We start from the raw sequence: 23,349 nt of genomic DNA on the forward strand, positions 1-23,349 counted from the left end.
CGTCAACGATGACGCTGGGTGCCTGATGCCCCGCGGCGTCCTCAAGTCCATCGCGAGCAAGCTCGCTCCTACAGGGGAGCGCGGATTATCAGTCTTCCAGTGCGCGGACCCGCTCGTGGCGCTGCTGTTCTTGCGGCTGGGCCGAGGACTGCAAGGTGAAGTCGAAGTCGATTTCGGCAAAGCGACCGCTCACGCCATGGGCCGCTGCGCGCTGCTGATCGTCGCTGAAGGTGATCTTGGCGATCAGTTCGTCGCGGGTGGCGTAGGCGAAATCGTCGTGCAGGTATTGATCGCCGTCGAGGTTGATCTGGGTGGTCAGGTGGCGGTGATCCGGCGCGGAAATGAAGAAGTGCACGTGCGCCGGGCGCTGGCCATGACGGCCCAGTTGATCGAGCAGTTGCTGGGTCGGACCGTCCGGTGGGCAGCCATAGCCCGACGGCACGATGCTACGGAAACGGTAGCGGCCTTCGGCGTCGGTCACGATACGGCGACGCAGGTTGAATTCCGACTGCGTGGCATCGAAGTACGAGTAGGTGCCGCCGGTGTTGGCGTGCCAGACGTCCACCACGGCCCCGGCCAAGGGTTCGCCGGCGGTATTGAGCACGCGGCCTTGCATGAACAGGGTCACGCCCGGATCGACGCCGTCATCCAGACGCGCCTCGCCCTCGGACAACGGCGCACCGGCCACGTACAGCGGGCCTTCGATGGTGCGCGGGGTACCGCCGGTCTTGCCGGCCTGCTCGTCTTCGGCGTCCATCAACAGGTCGAGGTAGTGCTCCAGGCCAATACCGGCCACCAGCAACCCGGCTTCCTGGCGCGCGCCCAGCACGTTGAGGTAGTTGACGGCTTTCCAGAACTCTTCCGGGGTCACGGCCAGGTCTTCGATGATGTTCACCGAATCACGCAGGATGCGGTAGACCAGCGCCTTGGTCCGTGGATCGCCGGCGTCGTTGAGCAGGCCGCTGGCTTCTTCGAGAAATTTCTGGACTTCGGCAGTGTGGGAAATTTTGACGTTCATTTTTCAGGGTTCCTCATCTTGTAATTATTAGCGTAGCGCTGAGCAGGCAGGGCTCAGCGGTCATCGTCACGGATGGAAGAAGGATGCCGGCACATCGCGTCGATTTCGATGGCCATGTAGGGAAACAAAGGCAATTGCATCAGCAGGTCATGCAGTTCCTGAACGCTGTCGACATCGAACACGCTGTAGTTGGCGTAGTGCCCGGCGATGCGCCACAGGTGACGCCACTTGCCCTGCTCTTGCAGGCGCTGGGCCAGGGCTTTTTCGTCAGCCTTGAGCCTGGCTGCCGCCTCCGGATTCATGTCGACCGGCAGGTTCACGGTCATTTTTACGTGAAACAGCATAATGCTCTCCTCAGGCTTGATGAGTGGTCTTGTCGCGACGGAAGAACGCCAGGCGCTCCTCATCCAGGCTCAGGCCAAGGCCCGGTGTTTTCGGCACGTGCAGTTCAAAATCGCGATACACCAGCGGTTCGCTGAGAATGTCTTCGGTGAGCAGCAGCGGGCCGAACAGTTCGGTGTCCCACGCCAGTTTGTTCAGGGTGACGAAGGCATGGGCCGACGCCATCGTGCCCAGGCCGCCTTCGAGCATGGTGCCGCCGTACAGGGCGATACCGGCCGCTTCGGCGATGGAGGCGGTGCGCAACACGGCGCGCGGGCCGCCGTTCTTGGCGATCTTCAGGGCGAACACCGAGGCTGCGCCTTCGCGGGCCAGGTTGAAGGCATCTTCCACGCTTTCGATGGATTCGTCGGCCATGATCGGCGCCGGGCTCATGGCGTTCAGGCGGGCCATGCCGGCGCGGTTGTTGCGCGAGATCGGCTGTTCGATCAGGTCGATGCCGTTGCTGCCGAGAATTCGGCAGGCACGTATCGCGACGGCTTCGTCCCACGCCTGGTTGACGTCGACACGCACGCTGGCACGGTCACCCAGGGCTTTCTTGATGGCGATGACGTGGGCCAGGTCGCGATTGACCTCGCCGGCTCCGATCTTCAGCTTGAAGATGCGGTGGCGGCGCAGGTCGAGCATTTTTTCCGCTTCGGCGATGTCTTTTTCCGTGTCACCGCTGGCCAGGGTCCAGGCGACGGGGAGCGCATCACGCACGCGGCCACCGAGCAATTCACTGACCGGCAGACCAAGGCGTTTGCCCTGGGCGTCGAGCAGCGCGGTTTCGATACCGGATTTGGCGAAGGTGTTGCCACGGATGCTGCGCTCCAGGCGCAGCATGGCGGCGTTGACGTTGCCGCTGTCCTGGCCGATCAACAAGGGGGCGAAGTGCGTGTCGATGTTGGTCTTGATGCTGTCCGGGCTTTCATTGCCATAGGCCAAGCCACCGATGGTGGTGGATTCGCCGATGCCTTCGACGCCGTCGGCGCAACGCACGCGAACGATCACCAGGGTCTGGTTCTGCATGGTGTGCATGGCCAGTTTGTGCGGGCGGATAGTCGGCAGATCGACGATGATCGTCTCGATCGACTCAATGGCGGTTGCAAGCATTTCGATACCCGTCAGGTTCTTGAAGTTCTGAGTCGGATTCTCATACGGCTTTTTCCGGGCGGCCAATATAGAATTGGTCTGGCTTGATACCTTAAAGGTATTCAATTGAAAATCCGGAGGCCCCATGGAACTGCGGCACCTGCGTTATTTCCAGGTATTGGCTCAAACCCTCAACTTCACCCGCGCCGCCGAGCGCCTGCACATCGCCCAACCGCCGTTGAGCCGGCAGATCCAGCAACTGGAGGACGAACTGGGGGTGATGTTGCTGGAGCGCGGCCGCCCGCTGAAGCTGACCGACGCCGGGCGTTTTTTCCATGAGCACTCCACCGCCCTGCTCGAACAACTGAACAAGGTCTGCGACAACACACGGCGTATCGGCCTGGGTGAAAAGACCTGGCTGGGTATCGGCTTTGCGCCCTCGACACTGTACGGCGTGCTGCCGGAGCTGATCCGCCGGTTACGCAGTGGCGAACCGCTGGAGCTGGAATTGGGCCTGTCGGAAATGACCACCCTGCAACAGGTGCAGGCATTGAAGGCCGGGCGTATCGACATCGGTTTTGGGCGGATCCGCATCGACGACCCGGCCATCGTCCAGACCGTGCTCACTGAAGACCGCCTGGTCGCCGCCCTGCCCGCCGGCCATCCGTTGCTCGCCGGGCCCATCAGCCTGCGGGAACTGGCCAGGGAACCCTTTGTGCTGTACCCCGGCAATCCACGGCCGAGTTACGCCGACCATGTGATCGCGCTGTTTGAGTCCTATGGCGTGAGCATCCACGTCGCGCAGTGGACCAACGAACTGCAAACGGCGATCGGTCTGGTGGGGGCGGGAATCGGGGTCACGCTGGTACCGGCCTCGGTGCAGTTGCTGCACCGCGACGACATCGGTTTCACACCCTTGCTGGAAGACAACGCGACCTCGCCGATCATCCTCAGCCGACGGGTGGGCGATGTTTCGCCGGGGTTGAGCCATTGTTTGCGGATGATTGATGAGCTGTTGCCGCGGGCAACTTGAGGCATTGAATACCTGTGGCGAGGGAGCTTGCTCCCGCTGGGCTGCGTAGCGGCCCTAAAAGCCGTTTCCCGGTTTCCCGGACATGAACGTAAGGACCGTTTTTTTTATTTGGGAGGGGGGCCGCTTCGCGCCCCAGCGGGAGCAAGCTCCCTCGCCACAGGACGGTGGTTACATTCGATCAGCCGGCAAAAGCCCGGTGCCCTGCCTTCATCTCGGTACGCAACTCACCGATAAAATCAGAGATGGCGCGCACGCTGGTCAGTTCGGCTGTCGAGACACCGCTGATCAGCAGCTCCACCCGCCCGGCGACGGGGTCGCGGACTTCGATGCGCAGCAGCCCGAGATTCTCGGTGCACTCGCACGACAGTGGCTCAAAACCGGACTCTACGATGTTGCAAAGCACTGAAATAGGAACCATGACCGATGCCTCGGCGGCAGTTGATCGGATTGGATCCGTTTCAGAATAGATACACTTTGCGAATCTGCACAAAAAATCATTCGCAATTACTGTTAACCAGCGCTCATTCCTGTTCGGTTTAACGGGCGTTCCCGCCCCAGATCCAGTTCCAGAACCCCGGCAACTCGACCGGCTGCGAGCCATCGCGCACGGTTCGCGCCATGGCCGCCCGCTGTAGCGCAGCCTGTTCGTCGTAAAACGGCTTGTCCGCGGTTTTCACGCCGGTCTCCCGGGCGCTGTCGAGCAGAATCTGCAGGTATTCACGGGTATGCCGGGCGGTATAGCGGTTGAGGTCGTGAAACGTCACCACGACCGGAATCACCCCGTCGACCACCGGCAATTCACCACGAGCCATGCGTTCGCGCACTTCAGACATCGAGCGCAGCATGTGCGAACGGCGCCGGGGGCTGGCGTTGAAGCCCCAGATCTTGCCGTCATTGGCGCTCAAGTCCGTGAGCAGCACGTGCAGGCCATGCTGCTGATAAGCGGCGAAGGTGCGCTTGTCGTAGTTCCAGAATGGCGGGCGCAGCAGGGTTGGAGGGGCGCCGGTGATCGCCGCGATGTCGGCGCTGCCATCGGTCAGGGCCTGCTCCAGTTCTTGCGGCTCCAGCGAGCGATGGTTGGTGTGCCAGGGCGTTGCCGTGTGGAAGCCCAGGATGTGACCTTCAGCGTGTTCGCGCCGCATGATATCCCGGCCCAATTCGCTGCCACCGGCTCGCGGCGCGCGGGTTTGCACGAAGAACACGGCTTTGATCCCCGGCTGCAGCGGGTTTTGCGCCAGGCTCTCAAGCACCGTGACGGTCGGATTCCACCAACTCGATGCACTGGGACCGTCATCGAACGTCAGCAGAAAACGGATGGGCGGTTGCGCCTGCAAACGTTGTTCGGTCTGCGGCGTCATTGCAATGGGTGCGGCAATACAGCCCAGCAAGCCAACTGCCAGAGCACACACCGTTAAACACTTGAACAACTGTTTCATCTTTTGCCTTGGGCCAGACCATCACGATTGAAATTCAAATTGGCAGGAGTCCTTCACCCGAGACGCCGGGCCGAGGTTGGATAAGGTACACAGGCTTTGGTTCCGACGCTTGCCAAGCCTGTTTCGTCGTCAGCTACTAAACTGAAAAAACGCTCAACCAGAGTGTCAGGCCATGTGCGGACGACTGTCGCAATACCGCGGGATTCACGACTTCGTGGCGGTGCTGAGCATCCCCGACGCGCTGGTCAACCACGTCGGCAACGAACCCCTGGCGCACTATAACGCTGCGCCCACCACGCCACTCGCCCTGCTGCACCTGGAGAACGAGCGGCTGCACGCCGACGCCGTGCGCTGGGGTTGGCGGCCGCACTGGGCGACGGATCGCGCGGAGCCGATCAATGCCCGGGTCGAGAAAGTCGCCCATGGCCCGTACTTCCGGGCAATCTGGCCGCATCGCGCGCTCTGTCCGATCGATAACTGGTTTGAATGGGTGGATGCCGGTGACGGCAACAAACAACCCTGGTTGATCCGGCGACGGGACCGGGCGCCGGCTTTCTGCGCGGCCATCGGCCAATACCCCATCGGCGGAGCCCCGCACAGGGAGCACGACGGTTTCGTCATCCTCACGGCGGACGGCGCAGGCGGCCTGCTTGACGTGCATGACCGGCGGCCGGTGGTGTTCTCCCCCGAGCTGGCGCGGGAATGGCTGGACCCGGCCACGCCCAAGGAAAGAGCCGAGGAAATGGCGTTATCCCAGGGCGAGGTCAGTGATGTATTTGAGTGGTACAAGGTGGACAAGGCCGTCGGCAATGTCAGGAACCAGGGCGCCGCGCTGATCAAGGAAGTTCCTTGAATCTGTCGATAACGACAAAGCCCCACTCAATGGAAAGGAAATTGTAGGAGCGAGCTTGCTCGCGATGGTCGTTAACGATAACGCGTGTTTACTGGCTAAACGCGGCGCTCTTGAGCCCATCGCGAGCAAGCTCGCTCCTACAATGGCGGGGCTTTGTCGTTTGGGGTGATCAGAACTTGCGGTCAGGCTCTGACAGTTCCGTACCGTCGTCAGGATGCTTCCAGTCCGGTACCGAACGCTTCTGCTCCTCAATTTCTTCTTCCGTGGGTTCGTCCACGTCCTCTTCCGGGTCCGGACGCTTGGGTTCATTGGCCATGTTCGCCTCTCTTCCTGAAGGGATCGGTCGTCAACTTTAAGCGTAGATCAGTTCCCCTGCTCCGCTCAGAGCCACCAGCGCAGCAAAAAGAAAAAGCCCATGCTCAGCAGCATGCTGAGCAATGTATTGCGCGTGTAAAGCACCAGTCCCACCGCCACCAACGAGCTGATCAGATAGGGGTTGTCCCAGTGTAGATTCAGCTGTTTTTCCGGCATGAACACTATCGGCCCACAGATTGCCGTCAACATGCCCGGCACGGCAAAGCCGAGGAATTGCCGGGCATTGCTGCTCAGGCGCACCGGCAGGCGCGGTTCGAGAAAAACGTAGCGGTTGAGGAACACCAACACGCCCATTCCGACAATCACAGCCCAGACCATCATGTGCGTCCACCGTAGAATTTATTGCAGACAAACCCGGCGGTCATCCCCGCCAGCCCCGACAGCACCAGCGCTGAACCCCACTGCCAGTAGCTGAACAGCACTGAGCAAAACAGCGACACCGCCACGCACACCACGGTCGGCACGTTGCGTACCACCGGGGTGATCAGGGCAATGAAGGTGGCCGCGATGGAGAAATCCAGGCCCAGGTGTTCAAGGCCCGGAATGCTGCTGCCGAGCACAATGCCCGCCAGGGTGAAGAGGTTCCAGGCGATGTAGAACGTCAGGCCCACGCCCAGGGCGTACCAGCGGTTGAATTGCTGCTTGTCATGCTGGCTGGTCAGGGCGAACAGCTCGTCAGTGAGCAAAAACCCCAGCCCCGCACGCCAGCGCCCCGGCAATGGCGAAATCACCGAGCGCATGCTCATCCCGTAAAGCAAATGCTGGGAGGTCAGCAGCAAGGTGGTGAGCAGGATCGAAAAAATCCCGGCACCGCCCTTGAGCATCCCGATGGCCACCAATTGCGCGGCACCGGCAAACACAATGCCCGACAGGCCCTGGCCTTGCAGGGGCGTAAGGTTGGCTTCGATGGCCATGGAGCCGGCCAGCAAGCCCCAGGGCGCGGTGGCCAGGGACAGCGGCATGATCGCCGCAGCCCCGCGCAGAAAGGCGCTGCGCGGCATGAGTGAGTTGGGCATGACGTTCTACAGACAGGGAAAGACCTGAGACTTTGCCAGCTGTGGCGGCCAAAGGCTTGAACAATCTTGCTCACTGATACGCCCGCGTGCCATTCATCGGCTGCCCGCTTGATTCGCCAAAGTGCTAACAACATGATGGCCCTGCATTTTTCATCGAGGCAGGCCCTTCATGAGTTCAGTCGAAACCGACCGCGACGTTTACAAAACCCTGCTTGAGTCGACCAAAGCCATTCCCTGGCGCATCGACTGGAAAACCATGACCTTCAGCTACATCGGGCCACAGATCGAAGAACTGCTGGGCTGGAAGCAGCACAGCTGGGCCTCGGTCAATGACTGGGTCGAGCGCATGCACCCGGATGACCGCGACTACGTGATGGACTTCTGTGTCTCGCAATCGCGGGCCGGCATCGATCACGAGGCCGACTATCGCGCACTGACCGAAAGCGGCGAGTACGTGTGGATCCGCGATGTGGTGCACGTGGTGCGCAAGGACGGCGAAGTCGAGGCGCTGGTGGGGTTCATGTTCGATATCAGCGAGCGCAAGAAAACCGAAGAGCACCTGATCCGCCTGCAAAAGCAGCTCGAAGAGTATTCCTTCCAGGACGGCCTGACCGGCATCGCCAACCGCCGCATGTTCGATACCGTGCTGGAGCGCGAGTGGAACACGGCCCAGCGTAACGGCTTGCCGTTGTCGGTGATCGTGCTGGATATCGATTATTTCAAGCAGTACAACGACCACTACGGCCACATCAAGGGCGACGAATGCCTGCGCCGCGTCGCGCAAACCTTGTCCCTGGCGGCGAACCGGCCACGGGATTTCATCGCCCGGATCGGCGGTGAAGAGTTCGTCTGGCTGCTGCCGGAAACCGATGCCGAATCCGCACGGCTGGTGGCGCACAAGTGCCTGCACCTGATTCGCCAGCAGCAGATCCCCCATGAATTCTCGAACGTGTCGAAGCTGCTGAGTATCAGCCTCGGCGTCGGCACCACCCTGGCGTCGATGCATGCCACCGCCCTGGAGTTCGTCGAGCAGGTCGATCATCAGCTCTACAAGGCCAAGCACAATGGCCGGATGCGCGCCGAGTTCGCTGATTTTCGTGATTGACAAAAGGCGCGCCGGCTTTTAAAACTGGGCGCCTCACTCAGGGTGTAAACAAGTATGTCCGCAACCTTCAATCTCGACTCTTCCGTCATTGGCTTGATTGCCAAGGCGCAAGGTTGCGTTGCGCACGCCCTCAAATCGAAGAAACAGTCGCTCATGTGACCGGGGCGCGCTGTCCCGTCAGATGAGCTGACAGGACATTGAGCGCGACGGACCACACTCCCCTTGCTTACTCTCCTTCCATGCCCCTGACGGTGACGAAATCGGTCAACCATCAGGAGAAAAAAGCATGTCAGCGTTTCAGGGTATCTGGGTTCCACTGGTCACACCCTTCCACAACGGCGCCATCGATTTCGTCGGCTTGCGCCGGCTGGTCAGCCATCTGCTGGAAAAAGGTATCGACGGCCTCGTCGTTTGCGGCACCACCGGCGAGCCGGCGGCGATGGGCAAACATGAGCAACTGGCAGTGCTTGATGCGGTGCTGGAGCTGGTGCCGGCGCAACGGGTGGTCATGGGCCTGGCCGGCAACAACCTGACCGAGTTGTTGCAGTTCCAGAGCGAGATCCTCAAGCGCCCGGTGGCGGGCCTGCTGGTGCCGGCGCCGTATTACATCCGCCCGTCCCAGGCCGGCCTCGAAACGTTTTTCCGCACGGTCGCCGATGCCTCCAGCGTGCCACTGATTCTCTACGACATCCCCTACCGAACCGGCGTGGCCTTCGAACAGTCGACCCTGCTCAACATCGTCGCCCACGAGCGGATCGTCGCGATCAAGGATTGCGGCGGTAACTTCTCCAACACCCTCGCCTTGCTCGATAGCGGCCAGGTCGACGTGCTGTGTGGCGAAGACAACCAGATCTTCAATGCCCTGTGCCTGGGCGCCAAAGGCGCGATTGCCGCGTCGGCGCATGTCCATCCGGAACTGTTCGTGCAGTTGCACCGGCAGATCCGCGACAACCAATTGGCTGAAGGTCGTGCCACGTTTTTCCGTTTGCTGCCGCTGATCAACAGCCTGTTCCTGGAACCCAACCCGGCCCCGGTGAAAACCGCGCTGGCCCTGCAAGGCTTGATTGGAGACGAACTGCGCGCACCGATGCAATGCAGCAGCGAATCAATGACCGCACGTTTGAAAGGCGTGCTCAGGACATTGGATCGCGACAATCGATAGAGCGTCGGCCTGCGGCCCGAGTACCATGGAGCGATTCGTTCAGCCTTCAGGGGCACCGACATGCTGTACCGAATCGCCGCCGACGGGCTGATGCTGTTTCACCTGTCGTTCATTGTGTTTGTCGTGTTCGGCGGGCTGCTGATACTCAAATGGCGCCACCTGATCTGGTGGCATCCGCCCGCTGCGCTGTGGGGGATGGCGGTGGAGTTCTTCCACCTGCCCTGCCCGCTGACCGACTGGGAAAACCACATGCGCCATGGGGCCGGGCAAACCGGTTATGGCGGTGGGTTCATCGAGCATTACATTTGGCCGGTGATTTACCCGGCGGGCCTGACGCCCGGCATTCAGCTGGGTTTGGGCAGCGTGGTGTTGGTGATCAATGTGTTGGTCTATCTTCGATTGATCAGGCAGTGGCGATTGCGGCGGGTAACCTGAAACCAGGATCAAAAGATCGCAGCCTGCGGCAGCTCCTACACAGGGAACGGACCGGTTTGCCTGACGCCTGAGCCTCAGTTGGCAATCACACTCATATTGCGCCCACTGGCCTTGGCCACGTACAGCGCCTTGTCCGCCGCACCGATCAGGTCTTCGGAGCGAACCTGGGACGCACCATTGCTGGCACACACGCCAACGCTGACGGTGACGGCGCCTTCCGGGCTGTCGCTGTGGGCAATTTCAGCCTGCAGCACCGCGCGGCGGATTTTCTCCGCCACCAGGAATGCCCCCACATAGTCGTTGCCGGGCAGCACCACTGCAAACTCCTCGCCACCATAACGGGCGGCCAGGTCACCGGGGCGCTTGATGTTGTCGGTGATGATCGCACCGACCTTGCGCAAACACTCATCACCGGCCAGGTGACCGTAGCGGTCATTGAACGGTTTGAAATGATCGACATCGATCATCAGCAGCGCCAACTCGCTCTGGCTACGCCGGGCACGGCCCATTTCGGCATCGATGAACGCGTCGAGCTGACGCCGGTTGGCCAGCCCCGTCAGCGCATCCTTGAGGGCCAGGCCTTCAAGGTTGCGATTGACCTCCAGGAGCTTGTCCTGGGTGTCCAGCAACTCGACCTGCGCCAGGTTCTGCTGCTTCATCAGCTTGATCAGCCGGAACCCCAGTACCCCGAGAACACTGAGCAACAGCGTGACGATGCCGGCGCTGAGCAGCGTTTCCTTGCGCCAACTGGCCAGCACTTCATCCTTGTTCAGCGCGACAAAAACGATCAGTGGATAACCCTCGACCCGGCGGTACCCCGTCACCCGCTCGACACCGTCGACGACCGACGTGATCGTGGCCGTGCCCGCATCGCCCTTGGGCAACAACCGGGTGAACAACGGGCTCTTGGCAAGGCTGCTGCCGATATCCGCCTCCTTGAAAGGCCGGCGAATGATAATGCTGGCGTTGTCGGCGATCAGGGTGATCACGCCGTTGCTGCCCATGTCGATGCTGTCGTAGAGCTGCAGGAAATGACTGAGGTAGATCGTCGCCAGTGCCACGCCGGCAAAACTGCCGTCGGGATGATTGAGCCGACGTGAAACCGTCATGATCCACTCGCCGCTCGAACGGCTCTTGATCGACGGCCCGATGTGCGGCCCTCGGCTGGGGTTGTCGCGATGGAAGATGAAGTATTCGCGGTCGGAATTGTTGACGCCGGTTTGGCCGGCGCCATTGGAATTGGCGAGCCACTGCCCTTTTTCGTCGAAAACGAACAAGCCATGGAGCTGGCTCAACTCACTGCGCTGGGCATTGAGCAATGCCGGCAGCCGGGATTGATCCACGCCGTCGTGTTCCAGACGATCGACCAACGTGAACAGCAGCGTATCGGCCTGCTTGATCGTTGCCTGTGCTTGCGAAGCCAGCGTCTGCGCAAGGTTGGACATCACCACTTCCTTGTCATGCAGGTGGTACTGGCGTGAGCTCCAGGCTTCCCAGATCACGATAGCCACCATCGACAGGCACACCGCCATCAGCAAGGTCACCGCCGAGCGGACCTTGAGCCTTGGCACGGCTGACCGAAGCATTTGAATTTGATCGTTGATCAATGGATGTCCCATGGTGCTCCCTGTGTCGATGACGGACGAACCTTCCTGATCGCCGTTTTTGCTCACTATGCCCGAGCCGGGCTCGCCATGATGTTAGCGCGACACCTGCTTGACCGCCTCCAGCCACGCCGGATCCAGCCGAGTCTGTTGGATTTCGATGCCCTGCGCTTGCATCCGTTCCTTGTGCTGGTCCATTTCGCGGATCAACTGGCCATGGTCACTGGCGTTTCCATCGAGTTGATGCATCTGGTTCAAGCCCAAATGGTAGAAACGCAACAGCTTCATCGCAACCGGATCACCCCGTTCCACGGCAGCCGTTACATGATGCATGACATTGGTGATGCTCATCAGGCTGCGCTTGAGCTGCCAACTGTAGACCGCAGGCGCCATCCACGCCTGGCGCCAGAACACCTTGCGCATCAGCACGGCCATCGCCAGCACGGCAACAAACACGCCACCGACGTTGAAGCGTAGATTGTCGCCCCCAGGCGTGCCGAACAGCGCCACCGCCGCCGTGGACAGCAGCATCGCCAGCGCCAGGAAGATCAGGGCAATGATGACCGTGCTGCGCCGCGTCTGTTGCCGGTAGGTGTCAGCGTTCATCGGCTGGATTTCGAACATTGCGTCGGTTTTTCCTGAGCTGAAAGGGTAAAAAGGGGGCTGAGGCAAAAAGTCAGCGGGCCATTATCGCCTCTGCGAGGGATTTAGCTATGCTGGAGCTCCTTTTCATCTTTTCATCGTCAATCGGGGGACATGGCGAGACCGCGCAGTTCGTGCCATCTTCTTTCATGAATACACATCATTCGGATGCCATTCGTAGTTGCTGTGTGAATGACATCGTTTTAAGGATCATTGAATGACCCAACGCCAAGTTATCAACGCCTCCGTCAGTCCCAAAGGCAGCCTGGAAACGCTCTCGCAACGGGAAGTCCAGCAATTGAGCGAAGCCGGTTCCGGCAGTATCTACAGCCTCTTCCGCCAGTGCGCCCTGGCCATCCTCAACACCGGCGCCCATGTCGACAACGCCAAGACCATTCTGGAAGCCTACAAGGATTTCGAGATCCGCATTCACCAGCAGGACCGAGGCGTACGCCTGGAACTGCTGAACGCTCCGGCCGACGCCTTCGTCGACGGCGAAATGATCGCCAGCACCCGGGAGATGCTCTTCAGCGCCCTGCGTGACATCGTCTACACCGAAAACGAACTCGACAGCCAGCGCATCGACCTGAGCAATTCCCAGGGCATCAGCGACTACGTCTTCCACCTGCTGCGCAACGCCCGTACCCTGCGCCCCGGCGTCGAGCCGAAGATCGTGGTGTGCTGGGGCGGGCACTCGATCAACACCGAAGAATACAAATACACCAAGAAAGTCGGCCACGAACTGGGCCTGCGCAGCCTGGACATCTGCACCGGTTGCGGCCCGGGCGTGATGAAAGGCCCGATGAAAGGCGCGACCATCGCCCACGCCAAGCAACGCATCCACGGCGGCCGCTACCTGGGCCTGACCGAACCCGGCATCATCGCCGCCGAAGCGCCGAACCCGATCGTCAACGAACTGGTGATCCTGCCGGACATCGAAAAACGCCTGGAAGCCTTCGTCCGCGTCGGTCACGGCATCATCATCTTCCCGGGCGGCGCCGGTACGGCCGAAGAATTCCTGTACCTGCTGGGCATCCTGATGCACCCGGACAACGCAGGCCTGCCCTTCCCGGTCGTCCTCACAGGGCCCAAACATGCCGCGCCGTACCTGGAGCAACTGGACGCGTTCGTCGGCGCCACCCTGGGCGACGCCGCCAAGCAGCACTACCAGATCATCATCGATGACCCGGCCGAAGTGGCGCGCCAGATGACCCAGGGCCTCAAGGCGGTCAAGCAGTTCCGCCGCGAGCGCAACGATGCGTTCCACTTCAACTGGCTGCTGAAAATCGACGAAGGCTTCCAGCGCCCGTTCGACCCGACCCACGAAAACATGGCCAACCTGAAACTGAGCCTCGACCTGCCCTCCCACGAACTGGCGGCCAACCTGCGCCGCGCGTTCTCCGGCATCGTCGCCGGCAACGTCAAGGACAAGGGCATCCGCCTGATCGAAGAGCACGGGCCCTACCAGATCCGTGGCGACGCGGCGATCATGCAACCGCTGGACCTGCTGCTCAAAGCCTTCGTCGCCCAGCACCGCATGAAACTGCCGGGCGGCGCGGCGTATGTGCCGTGTTATCGGGTGGTGGCTTAACCCTTTCGGTCTAATAACGCCGACATGAGCTTTACCGTCGCAAGCCGCAGTGAAAGCTGCGGTTCGCGGCACTCTATGGAAAGAAAAAAATGCGCCAACGTCATTCCGCCAGACTGCTGGTGATCAATCCTGCACAACAGGTTCTGCTGTTTCACTTCCAGCACAAAGGCGATGCCCTCGACGGCCAAAGCCACTGGGCGACACCCGGTGGCGGGCTTGAGCCGGGTGAATCCTTTGAGGCTGCGGCGGTTCGTGAACTGTTTGAAGAAACCGGGCTGAATGTCGCAGCCGTGGGAGTCAGCGTTGCAGAGCGCAGTTTTCCGATGATGCTGCCAAGCGGTGAAACGGTGCTGTCGGTTGAACAGTATTTTGTGGTTCATACCGACAGTGACCGCCTGTCCCGTGAGGGCTGGACGGCTCACGAAGTCCGGGTAATGGCTGACCATAAGTGGTGGTCCGTAGCCGAACTGCGAGAGACTCGAGAAACGGTGTGGCCTGAGGAATTGATCAAGATGCTGGAAAGCGCCTGATGCATGGGTGATAGCCACACATCTGAGCAATCAGACATCCACAATGGTTCTGTGTTTAGTCCAGTGGGGGCAACGTTATCCAGTGCGCGGTTGACTGCCAGGTCCGCCAGCATGATCACCTCACGTTGAGAGGTATTGGTTTCTGATTCGGGGGGATTGGGTGTGGGTTTGACCATGACGAAGCTCCTTGATTGATGGAGCCGCCACGATTCGCTGCGAAACGAAGCAGGTGGCGGCCATACGCAGGTTCGCAGACCGGGAATCAAGGAACCCGGCAGACCCGAAAGTCTCCCGCGCACAGCCGCCATAACGCAAAACAGTGGGCGAACAAAAGCGCCAACTGTATGGAAACGGTGGCGCTGAGCGCCTTGATTAACCCGGGCTGCGAAACCCGGTCGCTGAATTTGCAGCGACCCGACAACGATAGAGTCAGGGTCCAAGGCCCACAAGCCGGCGGATTCTGGCGTAGTTGTAGGCAACGACGCAAGGCGGTGTAGCCTCACTCCTGGTCCTACAGCCTTGCCTGACGTCCATAATTTCTGGCCATTTTGCTGGTGTGAGGCAGAGGATTTTCGTTGGCTGCAAGGCCGCCATCGCGAGCAGGCTCGCTCCCACAGGGATTGGGTATACCTGTGAGAAATTGGTCGCCTGGCAGGCCGTCTTCGCGAGCAAGCCCGCTCCCACAGAAGAGCAAAGGCAGGTCGGCGTACACCTTCGCTCTTCACCACTCATCAGGCCGAGCGTTAGCTCGCCTGCAGCTTGTGATCTTGATCCACCCGCCCCCTCGGCAGGCTGAGTGGAGGTGTTCATCCGGGGATGGGCGCGCAGCGCCGTTCGACGCAGTCGAACTCATTGTATGTAGGTCGAAGCGAAGCCGACCGGAGGGCAATGCCCCCGGATGGACACCGGAGCGAAGGAACCCCGAGCCTAAGCGAGGGGCCGTACGTAAGGGGCGAGACCTTTTGGTTACTTTTGGGGCGTTTGCCAAAAGTGACCCGCTGTAAGAGCGGAACCATAAGCCGCCGTTACCAAAAAAACGGATATGTACACAGTCAACAAAAGACAGGTCGGCTATCAGGCCGCCTTCGCGAGCAAGCCCGCTCCCACAATTGGACCAGGTACATTTGGCGCAAATGTGTTGGCTGTTAAACCCGCTCCCAAGGGTTCAAGGCTGCAATGCCTGGGGCGCGGTGGACTGTTCTTTCGGCAGCCCCTCGGTGCCATCGAGGACAACTTTCTCGGCCACGAACTGCCAATCCTTGTAGCTGGCCATGCCTTTGAAGTCCGACCACTCGCTGGGAAAGTTCTCTTGTTTGAGCGGCTTCTGCTCGGACGGGCAGTACACACCGCTGATCCGTCCGTCGATACCGCGCATCAGCTCCCATTCGCCCCCCGTCATCGGCTCCGGGTACAACTGGCGGATATGGTGCCTGGCCGACGGGAAGCGCTCGTCCTGCAACAGGTCCGCGAGTTCTTTCGGGTACATGGCGACGCCGGGCGAACTGCGGTAATAGCTGCGCAGCGCCTGGGCATACTGCGTACCGACCCAGAGCAACTGGTGTTCGCGATCCCGGCGTGAAGCGGTGGCCCACAACTCGCCGGCACTGGCCAGGCCCATGCCGATCACGACAATCAGAAACAGCACACCCAGGTAGGTGAAGCCGTCCTGACCCGAAGGCTTACCACTCGGAATAAAGGCTGCCATCACGCGCCCTCCCGCTGGCGCCACTCTTGATATCGGCCACCCCGCCCGCCACGCCATCCGGTGGCGCGACCACGACCCAGGTGTCCTTGCGCTCGGCAATCGGGTCCAGCGGCTGGTTACGCAGGTAGCGCAGTTCGACCAGCTGTTCGATGGAGTCCGGATAACGCCCGGTGTCGCCGTAGTAGTGATCCAGCGCCTCGCGCATGGACGACAGGCTCTGGCGCAGGGTGGTCTCTTTCGAGGCTTCCAGGCTGGTGAAGTAGCGTGGCATGGCGATCGTCATCAGGGTCGCGATGATTGCCATGACCACCATCAGTTCCACCAGGGTAAAACCCTTTTGCCGACGCATATGCTCACCACTCACGATAGGCGATGCCGTTCAGACCCTTGCCCCGGGCCTTGGAGTAAACGTCAAAGACGTCCCGGCCCTCGCGCGGGTTCTCAGCCGAACTGTCATAGGCACGCAGGCCCCAGCCGCCCTCGTCGTCACGCTTGACGGTGGCCAGCGGATCACGGGGGATGCGCCGCAGGAAGTAGAACTTGGCCCCCTTGGCGCTGCGCACGTCACGTACACCCTCGACCAGCACTTTCAGGTTCGGCGGGTAGCCGTTGCTGTCGAGCGACTTCTCGATGTAGCCGGCGTCGAAGGCGCGTTTGTAGGCGTCGATGCCATCGCGGATCTGGTACAGCGCGGTCCGCAGTTCCTGCTCTTTGCCACGGCGCACCACCGTCTCGGTCAGCGGTGCGGCCATGCCGGCCAACAGGCCGACCAGGGCCAGCGTCACCACGACTTCGACCAGGGTAAAACCGCGTTGCGAGGCGCTCATGATCAAGGCTTCCCGACAGTAACCGTGGTGGCGATCGGTGCGCTCATGGGGCCGGTCTGAACCGTCGTGTTGATCGAACGGTCAGGGGCCTGGATGTGCATGCTGGTTTCGGTGCCGGTCGAGAATTCCATGTCCGACGGGCTCTGGTATGGCAGGTTGCGCACGATCCGCGGGGTGATCGACAGCACCAGTTCGGATTTGCTGATGTCGTCTTTGTTGCTGCCGAACAGGCGGCCCAGGCCAGGAATGTCGCCAAGGCCAGGGATCTTGTTACCGCTGCTGCCATGGTCGTTGCGCACCAGACCGGCGAGGATCTGGGTTTCGCCATCATGCAGACGCAAGGTGGTCTGGGCGTTGCGGGTATCGACCTGGACCGGAATGGTGCCCTGAGCGGTCGGCGCCAGCGGCGTGGCGTTACTGACTTCCAGCGCGACCTTGATCGCCACTTCGTTATTCAGGTGCACGATGGGCTGCACTTCAAGCTTCAGACCGACGTCGAGGTAAGTCACGCTTTCGGTGATCACCGGCCCCTGGGTCGAAGGCACCGAGGTGGCGCTGATGATGGGCACGCGCTGACCGATGTGGATGCGCGCCTGTTCGCGGTTGCTCACCCGGATCACCGGGCTGGCCAGGGTATTGATGTCCTTGTCCTGGGCGTTGATCTTGGCCTGTGGCGCCGGGCTGATGGAAATCCGGCTGGAGTCGATACCTTTGAGTTGGTCAAGGATGGACACTGGCGAGCCGTCGCTGTTGATCACACCGAAGGTGTTGGGCCATTGCAGGCCGAGGTCGAGAATGCGCTGACGGGCCACTTCCATCACTTCCACTTCCAGCACCACTTCGGGGTTGGACTGGTCCTGCGATTGCAGCAGTTTTTCCGCCATGCGGATGGCGTCGCCCGAGTCGCGCATGGTCAGGGTATTGAGGCGTTCATCGACGAACACGTCGCGGGTCTTGAGCATGGTCTTGATCATGTTCAGCGCGGTGTTGGCATCGATGCTGGTCAGGTAGAAGGTGCGCATCACCAGTTCCTGATAATCCTTGAGCTTCTGCGGCGAGTCCGGGTAGATCAGCAAGGTGTTTTCATTCACCACTTTCTGATGCAACTGGTTCTGTTGCAGCAGCAGTTCCACGGCGTCTTCGATGCGCACATCACGCACGAAGATCGTGGCTTTCATGTCCGGGCGCAGGTCCTTGTCGAAGATGAAGTTCAGGCCGGCGACCTGGGACAGCACTTCGAAAATGGTCTTGAGGTTGGCGTCGCGAAACTCCAGGGTCACCGGCCGGTCCAGGCGCGTGCGCAGCTGCGGGTACTGCACCACGTTGCGGCTCTGCACCAGGCGGATGCTGTCTTGCAGTTCCCGGGCACCCTCGTTCTGCGGGTCCAGTTCGAGAATCTGCTTGACCTGGCGGTCGGCACCGTAGATGTCACCGCGACGCAGGTCGCCACGGGCCATTTCGAGTTTCTCGTCCATGCTGCGCAAGTAGTCGAGTTGACGCAGGGAATCCTGGGCACGACGGTTGTTCGGTTCGATGCTCAGGACCCGGCTGTAGCCCATGCGGGCCCCGGCGAAATTACGCTGGGCGCGGTCCATGTCGGCCTGGGTCAGCAGTGCCGTCACGGCGCGGGCCCGGCCGCTATTGAGTGCTATGTGCAGATCGGTATCGCGAGGGTTCTCGCGCAATCCCTGTTCGATGCGAGCCAGACCGGCTTCGTACTGGCCTGATTCCATCAGGGCGGAAGCTTCGTCCTTGGCGATCTGCGCCGAACTGCATGCAGCCAGCCCTGCGCAGAGACAAAGGCTCATCAGCAAACGGGATTTGTTCATTCCGTACTCCCCACAGACAGAGTCTGAGCCAAATGCAAAGGCAGGTAGACCAGGCTCAGTTCCTTATCGGAAATGCGCTCGAGCCGCCAGGTTTCGTCGATGACATCCCCTTTGCGCACGACGTATATTTTTTCGCCGCTCTGCAAGAACACCTGCAGATCGGAACGGTCGTCCAGCCTGCCGACAAACTGGAAGGGCAATGGCGGTGCAGTGGGGACCTGCACCTCTGGAGTCACGGCTACCGGTTGTTCAATGACGGTGCCGAGGGCCGGCTCCGCGTTCCAGCTGCGGGCGGCGAACAGGTCGCCTGCAGGGCTCAGGTCCTTGATCGGCACTACCGCCGCGGCGCTCGATGCCGCCGCCGCTGCGCCCGGGGCCTTGCCTTTGGCTGAGGTGGCCACGGCGGCCACCGCCGGGTCGCTGTCGTCAGCCTGCTTGAAGTATTCGGGGAACCAGGCGAGCGCTGCCGCTACACCGAAGAACGCCACCCAGCCCACCACTCGTTTGGTATTCATCATGACCTCGACAGATAAAGGGTCATGCGGATCCGCCCGGTCAGGTCGGTATCGGCGATATTCTTGCGCTGAAGCTCCACATCCTCGAGCACCACCGCCGGCAACTGGCCGAGCAAGGCGTGCAGGAAACGCCGCAGTTGCGGATAGCTGCCACGTACCGGCAGCAGAATCTGATAACGGGCCAGGTGGGTCTTGGGGTCCACGCCCAGGGAGTATTCCCCCCGGGACAAGGTGATGCGCTCCTGGGCGGCCAGGGCGTAGATCTTGTCGATGGCCACGGTGGCCTGGGGCTGGGACGGCAACTTGCTGCGAAAATCGTCGAGCTGGCGTTGCGGCACCACCGGTGCAGCCACTGTGCCGTCTTCGACCCTGGCCAGGTACTCGGTGGCTTCGCGGGTCTGCTGGCTGAGGCTTTGCAGCGACTGCCAGTCCGGCAGCAATCCGGCCAGGCCATAGCTCAGCGCCAGCACCAGCATGGCCAACCCTGCCAGCCCCGGAACCCCCAGGCCTTGCAGGTATTCGTGGACGATCAATTTATGGATTTGCATCGCCGATCTCCCAGGTAGCCGACAGGTTGAACTGCACCGGGTGTTCCGGCACGTTGGCGACAATTTCGTGGCTCAGCAGCGACACGTCGGACAGCTCGTCACTGGCCTCGAGGCGGCGGTGGAAATCGAGCATGGCGTCCAGGTCCATCGCCTCGGCGCTGATCCGGACCTGGCCTTTGCGGGCGTCCGGGGTCAGGGTCAGCAGGGCAATGTTGTCCCGCGGCATGGCTTCCAGCGTGGCGAACAGACGCTCCCAAGGGCGGCGCAACTGCTGGGAGACCTTGCGCATTTCGGCCAGGTTCTGCGCCTGCTCGCGAGTTTGTGCCGGGGTCAGGCCGGGTTTGCTGCCGTTGTCGCCGGTGAGCACCTGCTGGGTGGTTTGCAGGTGGCCCTGCTGTTGTTCGGCCTCGTTGCTCAGGTGCTGCTGCACCAGCGCGCAAGTCAGTGTCAGCACCACGCCACCGGCCAGCAGGCTCCAGCCCAGGGGACCTGCACGGCGGCGCGGCTGAAAGTCGAGCATCAGGGGGCGCATGTCAGGCCACCGCCCGAGACATGACGTACAGGCAATCGCGTACGGCTGTCCGGTCTTCTTCGAGGGTGCGCAGATGCACACCGGGTACATCAGGGTGCGAGTCGATGCGCGCCGGCGCATGCAGGTAGACCGTCAACGGCCGTTCGCTGGTGGACGCCTGCAACTGGTTCTCACGGCCGATCAGCGCTGTCAGGGCCGCATCACTGTCGCTGCTGCCCACCGAGCGCACCGAAGCCCAGCGCCCTTCCCGGGCCAGCAGCAACACGCTGCGTACCGGTTCGGCGACCACGAACAGGAAGTCCCCGGCATCAAGGCTTTTATCGAAATGGTTGAACGCCGCCATCAGGTACGGCTGCACCGAACGCAGGCGCAAGCCACGCGCGCTGACCAGGGCGCGCAGGCGGTCGAGCAAGTCCTGGGGCAGCGCGGTGGCGATGCGGTCATAACCGGCAGGTTCAGCCGACAGCACCAGGCTCCAGGGTTGCGTCGGGGCACCGTAGAGGTCCTCGAAACACAGTTGGGCGAAGCCAAGCAATTCGGCCGGACTGCTGATCTGATCGCTCCAGGGCACCAGGCAATAGCGGCTGAAGTGTCCGGAGACCACCACCGTCAGTTCCGCCCTGGCAACGGCGTGCTCGGCCAGCAAACGGTCGAGGGTGTCGAGGGCCACCGCCCAGGCCTGGAAACCTTCGTCGATGTAGCCGACGCTGCCCAGCCAGTGGGTTGCACTGCCTTGCCGATGCCCCAGGCCTACACCGCTGGCGCCGAGCACGGCGACAAATTGCTCACGAGATAAAAGTGACACGATTGATCTCCTCGAGAGTGGTCCGGCCTTGTTCCACCATCTCCAGCGCCGACTCGCGCAACAGGCGCAAGCCACGTTTGCAGGCATGGGCCTTGATTTTCGAGATGGGTTGGCGCTCGACGATCATTTGCCGCAGTTCGTCATCCAGGTGCAGCAGCTCGGCAATCGCACTGCGCCCGCGATACCCGGTGCCCCGGCAATGCCCGCAACCCTTGCCGTGGACGAACCGGTAGTGAGCGACCTTTTGCGGATCGAGCCCCGAGACCTCCAGCTCTTCTTCTGTCGGGCTGTAAGGGGCGCTGCAACTGGTGCAGACCAGACGGATCAAACGCTGGGCCAGTACGGCATTGAGTGCCGAGACCAGGCTGTACGGATCGATTTCCATCTGGGTGAATCGGCCAATCACGTCGAACACGTTGTTGGCGTGGATGGTGGTGAACACCAGGTGACCGGTGAGCGCCGATTGCACGGCGATCTGTGCGGTGTCCGGGTCGCGGATTTCACCGACCATGATCTTGTCCGGGTCATGACGCAGGATCGAGCGCAGGCCCCGGGCGAAGGTCAGGCCCTTTTTCTCGTTGACGGGGATTTGCAGTACGCCCGGCAGTTGATATTCCACCGGGTCTTCAATGGTGATGATCTTGTCCACACCGTGGTTGATCTCGGTGATCATCGCGTACAGGGTGGTGGTCTTGCCGCTACCGGTGGGCCCGGTCACCAGCACCATGCCGTAGGGTTCGGCGGCCAGCCGGCGCAACTGGCGCAGGGTATCTTCTTCAAAGCCCAGGGCCTGCAGTTGCACGCCACAGACTTTGTCGGCGAGGTCCTGTTTGTCGAGCACCCGCAGCACCGCGTCTTCGCCGAAGATGCTCGGCATGATCGACACCCGGAAGTCGATCTGCCGGCCGCTGATGCCGATCTTGAAACGACCGTCCTGGGGCACGCGCTTTTCGCCGATGTCCAGTTCAGCCATGACCTTGACCCGGGAAATCACTTGCTCGGCGAACTCGCTGCCCTGGATCTTGCTGATGTTGTTGAGCACACCGTCGATCCGGTACTTGATCACCAGGCCGCTGCCGGTGGTGCCCAGGTGGATGTCGCTGGCGTGCATTTTCAGCGCGTCGTACAGCGTCGAGTTGACCAGCTTGACCACCACGCTGGCGTCTTCGCTGATGCTGGTCAGGGACAGGCTTTGCAGGGTGTCGATCTCGGTTGCGCCCTCGGCATGGGCATTGAGCGACTCCACCGCGTGGAAACTTTCTTCGTGACGCGCCAGGTAGGCCTTCAGGTCGTCGGCATGCACCAGGTACAGCGGCGCGCCATGCAGGCATTCATCGATCCAGGCCAGGCGTGCGCTGTCGAAGGGGTCGGCGAATACGCCGATGACCGCGTCGTTGTGACGCAGCAGGATGAATTCACGCCTGAGGCATTGGGCCAGGGTCACCCGGTCGAACACCGGGGTGGCACTGAACAGGCTGTCGGTGTCGAGTACCGGATAGTGCAGGGTTACACCCAGGCACTGGATGAAAGGCATGGGAGCCAGTTCACTCAACGCCCCGAGGGTGTCCAGCATCCGCTCGCCGGAACTGGTGGCCAGGGCGCGGGCCTGGGCCAGTTGTTCACTGGTGAAACGAGTCGGTACACCTTCCACTTGCGCCGGTTCTACGGCAAGGGATAGACGGTCCATGGCTTGCTCTCCAACGCCCGGGGCTTTGGGCCCTGTCAGCGCGGCGAGCCATTTCGGCACAGGCCGGAACGTCTTGTCGCGCCACTACTCCCCGGTGAGCAATTGTTCGTCGTCTGGCGCCATGGAAGCCGATGTATTTTTTCGGCGATCTGCAAGCACCCAACTACCGTCGTACAACTGCAGCGGGAAACTCTCGGTCCTGCTCTGGCGTCGTTCGACGAATCCTTCGCAGGTGCTCACACCCGGCCTGGGTTCGCGCCGCCGGCCCAGAAGATCAAGCACTGCACGGGCCAATTCCGCCAACGGAAAGGGCTTGAACAGGATATGGCTGACTCCCAGTAGCCGGGCCCGCTCGCAAACTTCCGCGGTTGGATGCCCTGTGATCAGCACAAAATGGCACTTCCTGTTCTGGCGGACGGCATCGAGCACCTGAAAGCCTTCCATATCGGGCAAACGGTAATCGAACACCATCACATCGGGTGCGAAATCGTCTGCTTCGGCGATTCCATGTGCACCGTCGTGAGCAATCCGGACTTCCAGCGCTTGCGCCTGCAGGTAACCCTGGAGGTTTTCCGCCAGCAGCTGTTCGTCATCAACAACCAGTACTTTGTTCAACAAGGTCGACTCC

Annotated in this window: 27 protein-coding genes; 7 read left to right on the plus strand and 20 right to left on the minus strand. The window is 61.3% G+C overall.

What is annotated here, in order from left to right; all coding sequences use genetic code 11:
- Nucleotides 1-88: 88 nt before the first annotated feature.
- The 3 genes from catA to AC3WN7_RS26295 are packed head-to-tail and all read right to left on the minus strand — an operon-like array spanning nucleotide 89 to nucleotide 2,512.
- Nucleotides 89-1,018, minus strand: a complete 930-nt coding sequence (gene catA, locus AC3WN7_RS26285) for a catechol 1,2-dioxygenase (protein ID WP_102675556.1) — start codon at nucleotides 1,016-1,018, stop codon at nucleotides 89-91.
- Between the two features lie 53 nt (nucleotides 1,019-1,071).
- Nucleotides 1,072-1,362 (minus strand): muconolactone Delta-isomerase, encoded by a 291-nt coding sequence (gene catC / locus AC3WN7_RS26290; protein WP_007978984.1) that lies wholly within the window; start codon nucleotides 1,360-1,362, stop codon nucleotides 1,072-1,074.
- A 10-nt stretch (nucleotides 1,363-1,372) separates the two neighbouring features.
- On the minus strand, nucleotides 1,373-2,512 hold the full coding sequence (locus AC3WN7_RS26295; RefSeq protein WP_172435764.1) for a muconate cycloisomerase family protein: 1,140 nt from the start codon (nucleotides 2,510-2,512) through the stop codon (nucleotides 1,373-1,375).
- Nucleotides 2,513-2,636: 124 nt separating this feature from the next.
- Here AC3WN7_RS26295 and AC3WN7_RS26300 point away from each other — a divergent pair, with 124 nt between their 5' ends.
- A complete protein-coding gene (locus tag AC3WN7_RS26300; protein WP_095967687.1) occupies nucleotides 2,637-3,524 on the plus strand; it encodes a LysR family transcriptional regulator in 888 nt (295 codons plus the stop codon).
- Between the two features lie 178 nt (nucleotides 3,525-3,702).
- On the opposite strand, the gene AC3WN7_RS26305 is transcribed toward AC3WN7_RS26300, so the two are convergent.
- Together AC3WN7_RS26305 and AC3WN7_RS26310 are read right to left on the minus strand one after the other, a co-directional pair.
- Nucleotides 3,703-3,942, minus strand: a complete 240-nt coding sequence (locus AC3WN7_RS26305) for a DUF1652 domain-containing protein (protein ID WP_095967686.1) — start codon at nucleotides 3,940-3,942, stop codon at nucleotides 3,703-3,705.
- A gap of 118 nt (nucleotides 3,943-4,060) precedes the next feature.
- Nucleotides 4,061-4,960, minus strand: a complete 900-nt coding sequence (locus tag AC3WN7_RS26310) for a polysaccharide deacetylase family protein (RefSeq protein ID WP_095967685.1) — start codon at nucleotides 4,958-4,960, stop codon at nucleotides 4,061-4,063.
- Nucleotides 4,961-5,132: 172 nt separating this feature from the next.
- Here AC3WN7_RS26310 and AC3WN7_RS26315 point away from each other — a divergent pair, with 172 nt between their 5' ends.
- Nucleotides 5,133-5,813 carry an SOS response-associated peptidase family protein gene (locus AC3WN7_RS26315; protein ID WP_102675557.1) on the plus strand — a complete coding sequence of 227 codons (681 nt, stop codon included), beginning with the start codon at nucleotides 5,133-5,135 and terminating at the stop codon, nucleotides 5,811-5,813.
- A gap of 169 nt (nucleotides 5,814-5,982) precedes the next feature.
- Here the strand turns inward: AC3WN7_RS26315 and AC3WN7_RS26320 are convergent, their stop codons facing one another.
- From AC3WN7_RS26320 to AC3WN7_RS26330, 3 genes are all read right to left on the minus strand, one after another.
- Nucleotides 5,983-6,129 carry a hypothetical protein gene (locus AC3WN7_RS26320; RefSeq protein WP_173862158.1) on the minus strand — a complete coding sequence of 49 codons (147 nt, stop codon included), beginning with the start codon at nucleotides 6,127-6,129 and terminating at the stop codon, nucleotides 5,983-5,985.
- 65 nt (nucleotides 6,130-6,194) lie between these two features.
- Complete coding sequence (locus tag AC3WN7_RS26325; protein ID WP_015095729.1) at nucleotides 6,195-6,506, minus strand: AzlD domain-containing protein; 312 nt, start codon at nucleotides 6,504-6,506, stop codon at nucleotides 6,195-6,197.
- Nucleotides 6,506-7,204 carry an AzlC family ABC transporter permease gene (locus AC3WN7_RS26330; protein ID WP_095967683.1) on the minus strand — a complete coding sequence of 233 codons (699 nt, stop codon included), beginning with the start codon at nucleotides 7,202-7,204 and terminating at the stop codon, nucleotides 6,506-6,508. Before AC3WN7_RS26330 ends, AC3WN7_RS26325 begins: the two co-directional genes overlap by 1 nt.
- 169 nt (nucleotides 7,205-7,373) lie before the next feature.
- Between AC3WN7_RS26330 and AC3WN7_RS26335 the strand changes: the two genes are divergently transcribed.
- The 3 genes from AC3WN7_RS26335 to AC3WN7_RS26345 all read left to right on the plus strand — a co-directional run bounded on the left by AC3WN7_RS26335 (nucleotide 7,374) and on the right by AC3WN7_RS26345 (nucleotide 9,906).
- Complete coding sequence (locus AC3WN7_RS26335; protein ID WP_095967682.1) at nucleotides 7,374-8,309, plus strand: sensor domain-containing diguanylate cyclase; 936 nt, start codon at nucleotides 7,374-7,376, stop codon at nucleotides 8,307-8,309.
- A 286-nt stretch (nucleotides 8,310-8,595) separates the two neighbouring features.
- Nucleotides 8,596-9,471: a 4-hydroxy-tetrahydrodipicolinate synthase gene (gene dapA / locus AC3WN7_RS26340; protein WP_102675558.1), complete on the plus strand. Its 876-nt coding sequence runs from the start codon at nucleotides 8,596-8,598 to the stop codon at nucleotides 9,469-9,471.
- 60 nt (nucleotides 9,472-9,531) lie between these two features.
- Nucleotides 9,532-9,906, plus strand: coding sequence for a DUF2784 domain-containing protein (locus AC3WN7_RS26345; protein ID WP_102675559.1), 375 nt, complete (start codon nucleotides 9,532-9,534; stop codon nucleotides 9,904-9,906).
- A 74-nt stretch (nucleotides 9,907-9,980) separates the two neighbouring features.
- Here AC3WN7_RS26345 and AC3WN7_RS26350 read toward each other — a convergent pair whose 3' ends face one another.
- Entirely contained in the window at nucleotides 9,981-11,525 is a 1,545-nt protein-coding gene (locus tag AC3WN7_RS26350; RefSeq protein WP_102675573.1) for a sensor domain-containing diguanylate cyclase, read from the minus strand.
- Nucleotides 11,526-11,606: 81 nt separating this feature from the next.
- Nucleotides 11,607-12,134, minus strand: coding sequence for a DUF3087 family protein (locus AC3WN7_RS26355; RefSeq protein ID WP_102675560.1), 528 nt, complete (start codon nucleotides 12,132-12,134; stop codon nucleotides 11,607-11,609).
- Nucleotides 12,135-12,369: 235 nt separating this feature from the next.
- Here AC3WN7_RS26355 and ppnN point away from each other — a divergent pair, with 235 nt between their 5' ends.
- Nucleotides 12,370-13,743, plus strand: coding sequence for a nucleotide 5'-monophosphate nucleosidase PpnN (gene ppnN / locus AC3WN7_RS26360; RefSeq protein ID WP_095967677.1), 1,374 nt, complete (start codon nucleotides 12,370-12,372; stop codon nucleotides 13,741-13,743).
- An 89-nt stretch (nucleotides 13,744-13,832) separates the two neighbouring features.
- Complete coding sequence (locus AC3WN7_RS26365; protein ID WP_102675561.1) at nucleotides 13,833-14,273, plus strand: NUDIX hydrolase; 441 nt, start codon at nucleotides 13,833-13,835, stop codon at nucleotides 14,271-14,273.
- Between the two features lie 1,165 nt (nucleotides 14,274-15,438).
- Here the strand turns inward: AC3WN7_RS26365 and AC3WN7_RS26370 are convergent.
- The 10 genes from AC3WN7_RS26370 to AC3WN7_RS26415 all read right to left on the minus strand — a co-directional run bounded on the left by AC3WN7_RS26370 (nucleotide 15,439) and on the right by AC3WN7_RS26415 (nucleotide 23,339).
- Nucleotides 15,439-15,978 (minus strand): type II secretion system protein, encoded by a 540-nt coding sequence (locus AC3WN7_RS26370; protein ID WP_015095745.1) that lies wholly within the window; start codon nucleotides 15,976-15,978, stop codon nucleotides 15,439-15,441.
- Nucleotides 15,953-16,327 carry a type II secretion system protein gene (locus tag AC3WN7_RS26375; RefSeq protein WP_102675562.1) on the minus strand — a complete coding sequence of 125 codons (375 nt, stop codon included), beginning with the start codon at nucleotides 16,325-16,327 and terminating at the stop codon, nucleotides 15,953-15,955. The genes AC3WN7_RS26370 and AC3WN7_RS26375 overlap by 26 nt, the downstream gene beginning before the upstream one ends.
- Nucleotides 16,328-16,331: 4 nt before the next feature.
- The gene (locus tag AC3WN7_RS26380; protein ID WP_095967674.1) at nucleotides 16,332-16,805 is read right to left on the minus strand and encodes a type II secretion system protein; all 474 of its coding nucleotides are present in this window, start codon (nucleotides 16,803-16,805) and stop codon (nucleotides 16,332-16,334) included.
- A 2-nt stretch (nucleotides 16,806-16,807) separates the two neighbouring features.
- On the minus strand, nucleotides 16,808-18,634 hold the full coding sequence (locus AC3WN7_RS26385) for a secretin GspD/PilQ domain-containing protein (RefSeq protein WP_102675563.1): 1,827 nt from the start codon (nucleotides 18,632-18,634) through the stop codon (nucleotides 16,808-16,810).
- The gene (locus AC3WN7_RS26390) at nucleotides 18,631-19,149 is read right to left on the minus strand and encodes a hypothetical protein (protein ID WP_102675564.1); all 519 of its coding nucleotides are present in this window, start codon (nucleotides 19,147-19,149) and stop codon (nucleotides 18,631-18,633) included. The genes AC3WN7_RS26385 and AC3WN7_RS26390 overlap by 4 nt, the downstream gene beginning before the upstream one ends.
- Nucleotides 19,149-19,697, minus strand: coding sequence for a GspMb/PilO family protein (locus tag AC3WN7_RS26395; protein ID WP_102675565.1), 549 nt, complete (start codon nucleotides 19,695-19,697; stop codon nucleotides 19,149-19,151). Before AC3WN7_RS26395 ends, AC3WN7_RS26390 begins: the two co-directional genes overlap by 1 nt.
- A complete protein-coding gene (locus AC3WN7_RS26400) occupies nucleotides 19,684-20,229 on the minus strand; it encodes a PilN domain-containing protein (RefSeq protein ID WP_102675566.1) in 546 nt (181 codons plus the stop codon). Before AC3WN7_RS26400 ends, AC3WN7_RS26395 begins: the two co-directional genes overlap by 14 nt.
- Nucleotide 20,230: 1 nt before the next feature.
- On the minus strand, nucleotides 20,231-21,034 hold the full coding sequence (locus AC3WN7_RS26405; RefSeq protein ID WP_095967670.1) for a hypothetical protein: 804 nt from the start codon (nucleotides 21,032-21,034) through the stop codon (nucleotides 20,231-20,233).
- Complete coding sequence (locus tag AC3WN7_RS26410) at nucleotides 21,015-22,721, minus strand: GspE/PulE family protein (protein WP_102675567.1); 1,707 nt, start codon at nucleotides 22,719-22,721, stop codon at nucleotides 21,015-21,017. Before AC3WN7_RS26410 ends, AC3WN7_RS26405 begins: the two co-directional genes overlap by 20 nt.
- Nucleotides 22,722-22,805: 84 nt before the next feature.
- On the minus strand, nucleotides 22,806-23,339 hold the full coding sequence (locus AC3WN7_RS26415; protein ID WP_102675568.1) for a response regulator: 534 nt from the start codon (nucleotides 23,337-23,339) through the stop codon (nucleotides 22,806-22,808).
- Nucleotides 23,340-23,349: the final 10 nt, after the last annotated feature.

The sequence above is a fragment of the Pseudomonas sp. FW305-70 genome, assembly GCF_058783925.1.